This is a genomic window from Mesorhizobium sp. M7A.F.Ca.CA.004.06.1.1 (genome assembly GCF_003999135.1).
In the GTDB taxonomy this organism is placed as follows: Bacteria; Pseudomonadota; Alphaproteobacteria; order Rhizobiales; family Rhizobiaceae; genus Mesorhizobium.
Genome location: NZ_RZPQ01000631.1, coordinates 790 through 3,481 on the forward strand (window position 1 = coordinate 790; position 2,692 = coordinate 3,481).

General features: G+C 66.6%; 3 protein-coding genes. 1 reads left to right on the forward strand and 2 read right to left on the reverse strand.

Annotated features, from left to right (window positions below; all coding sequences use genetic code 11):
- Positions 1-143: 143 nt before the first annotated feature.
- Positions 144-1,385 (forward strand): arsenite efflux MFS transporter ArsK, encoded by a 1,242-nt coding sequence (arsK, locus tag EN906_RS27265; RefSeq protein WP_127270947.1) that lies wholly within the window; start codon positions 144-146, stop codon positions 1,383-1,385.
- Positions 1,386-1,392: 7 nt separating this feature from the next.
- Here arsK and EN906_RS27270 read toward each other — a convergent pair whose 3' ends face one another.
- Together EN906_RS27270 and EN906_RS27275 are read right to left on the reverse strand one after the other, a co-directional pair.
- Positions 1,393-2,121 carry an amino acid ABC transporter ATP-binding protein gene (locus EN906_RS27270; protein WP_164748892.1) on the reverse strand — a complete coding sequence of 243 codons (729 nt, stop codon included), beginning with the start codon at positions 2,119-2,121 and terminating at the stop codon, positions 1,393-1,395.
- Positions 2,122-2,177: 56 nt separating this feature from the next.
- The coding region (locus tag EN906_RS27275; RefSeq protein ID WP_164777395.1) for an amino acid ABC transporter permease at positions 2,178-2,692 on the reverse strand (515 nt) is incomplete at its 5' end.

The following is a 2,692-nucleotide window of genomic DNA, read 5'->3' on the forward strand; positions in this document are numbered from 1 at the left end:
GGGTGGGGAGGGGGGGCCGGCGCCCGCCGCTGTCGATGCCTGCTGCGTCAGGGATGCGGACGCCAAGGCAACCGGCGCATCGGGTTGCGGCTGCGCAACCGCGCCAGCCACCGAGACGCGAGAGAATATGGCGGCCGGCGTCGATGCCTGAACGATCTGTCCTGCGCAAGGCAATCTGGGCGCTTGGACTGACCCAGATCATCGGCTACGGCACGCTCTATTACAGCTTCTCGATCCTCGCGCCGGCAATGGCTGGGGAGTTCGGGCTCACGGAAGGCTGGGTATTCGGCGCGCTGTCGGCCTCGCTCTTTGCCGGCAGCCTGTTCGCGCCGACTGCCGGGCGGTGGGCCGACCGCTTCGGCGCCGGGCGCATAATGACCGTCGGCTCGGTGGCGGCAGCCGTGGCGCTGGCGCTGTGCGCCGTCGCGCCCGACCGCGTGACCTTCGTCCTGGCATTGCTGGCAATGGAGCTGGCCTCCAGCTTCGTCCTCTACAGCGCCGCCTTCGTGGCGATCGTGCAGATCGGGGTTCCCCGGCCGCAACGCAGCATCACCCACCTGACGCTCATCGCCGGGTTCGCCTCGACCCTGTTCTGGCCACTGACTTCGGCGCTGCATGCGCATCTGACATGGCGCGAGGTCTATCTTTTGTTCGCCGCACTCAATCTCGGGCTCTGCCTGCCGATCCACGCCTGGCTGATGCGCCTGTCGCGCCGCCACGCAACAGTCATGCCGCAAGAGCGCGGGCCCGCCCCCGATGAAGCGGGCACGCGGCTCGATGCGCGGCGTGGCCGGGCCGTGTTCCTGCTCATGCTGGCGGGGTTCGCCACCGAGGGCTTCGTGCTGTCGGCGATCCTCATCCACATGGTGCCGCTGACGGCGGCGCTGGGGCTCGGGACCGCAGGCCTTTTCGTCTCGACCCTGTTCGGGCCGGCGCAGGTCGCCAGCCGGCTGATCAACATGCTGTTTGGCGGCCGCCTGCAGCAAACGCACCTCGCCGTCATCGCCGCGTCGCTGGTCACAGCCGGGCTGTGCGCACTGCTCCTGACGACGCCATGGCTGCCCGGCGCCTTCGTGTTCGTATTGCTGTTCGGCCTCGGTTCCGGCCTCACCAGCATCGTCGGCGGCACCTTGCCGCTCGAACTCTTCGGCCGCGAGGGCTATGGTGCGCGGCTCGGATGGGCAAGTGCTGCCCGTCAGTTCACCTCGGCCTTCGCGCCGTTCGCGCTCGCCTTCATGATGGCGCGGACATCCGTCGCCAATTCCCTGTGGGTCCTGGTGGTCGTCGCCGCGAGCGGCGTCATCGCCTTCCTCGCCATCGTGCTGCTGAGGCGCCGCGGCCGGGTTGCGTTCGCCATTGGCGGCAATCCGGAAGAGGCGGCCTGACCGCGCCTCAATGTCTGAGAATCTTGCTCAGAAAAGCGCGGCTGCGGTCGGTCCTGGGGTGTGAGAAGAACTCGTCCGGCGTGCCGCTTTCGACGATGGCGCCGGCGTCCATGAACACCACGCGCTGGGCGACCTTGCGGGCGAAGCCCATCTCGTGTGTCACCACCATCATGGTCATGCCTTCATCGGCGACCGCCACCATGACGTCGAGCACTTCGGAAATCATCTCGGGATCGAGGGCCGAGGTCGGCTCGTCGAACAGCATGATCTTGGGTCGCATGCCAAGGCAACGCGCGATCGCCACGCGCTGCTGCTGGCCGCCGGAGAGCTGTGCGGGATAGGCATCGACCTTATCGGCGAGGCCAACCTTGGCCAGCAATTCGCGGCCTGCTTTTTCAGCCTCGGCGCGCGGGATCTTGCGGACGTGGATGGGGGCGAGCGTGACGTTTTCGAGTGCCGTCTTGTGCGGGTAGAGGTTGAACGACTGGAAGACGAAGCCGATCTCGGTGCGCAGCTGCGTCATGTTGGTGGCGGGGTCGCCCAGGCGTTGGCCATCGACGACGAGGTCGCCGTCCTTGATCGCCTCCAGGCCGTTGACGCAGCGGATCAGCGTGCTCTTGCCCGAGCCGCTCGGGCCGCAGACGACGACCACTTCGCGCGGCTCGACGCTGAGCGTGATATCCTTGAGCACATTGAGCGTGCCGAACCATTTGTTGACGCCGCGAAAGTCGATCATGCCGGTTTTGGCAAGGCCCGTTTTGGTCATGTTTTCTGGACCTTTGGGGTTGGAAGTCACAACTGCACCTCGCCATGCGCCGCGCCCATGCGCTGCTCCAGCCGGCGGGCCAGCATGATCAGCGGATAGCAGACGATGAAATAGCCGACGCCGACGAGGAAGAAGACCAGCAGGCCGTTGGGCACACGCTGCACCACCAGCCAGCCAACCCGGGTGAGGTCGGTGAGCCCGATCGCCGAGACGACGGAAGAATCCTTGATCAGCAGCACATACTGCCCGACCAGCGGCGGCAGCACGATGCGCATCGCCTGTGGGAGGACCACCTGGCGCATGCGCTGCAAGCGCGACAGGCCGGACGCCAGCGCCGCCTCGACCTGACCTGTCGGCACCGAGCGGATGCCGGCAACGACGATCTCGCAGATGAAGCAGGCGGCGAGGTTGGTCAGCGCGATGATGCCGGCGGTGAAGGCATCGAGTTCGATGCCGAACTCAGGCAGGATGAAGAAGATCAGGAAGATCTGCACCAGGAACGGCGTGCCGCGGATCAGGTCGACCCAGGCCCCGATCAAGC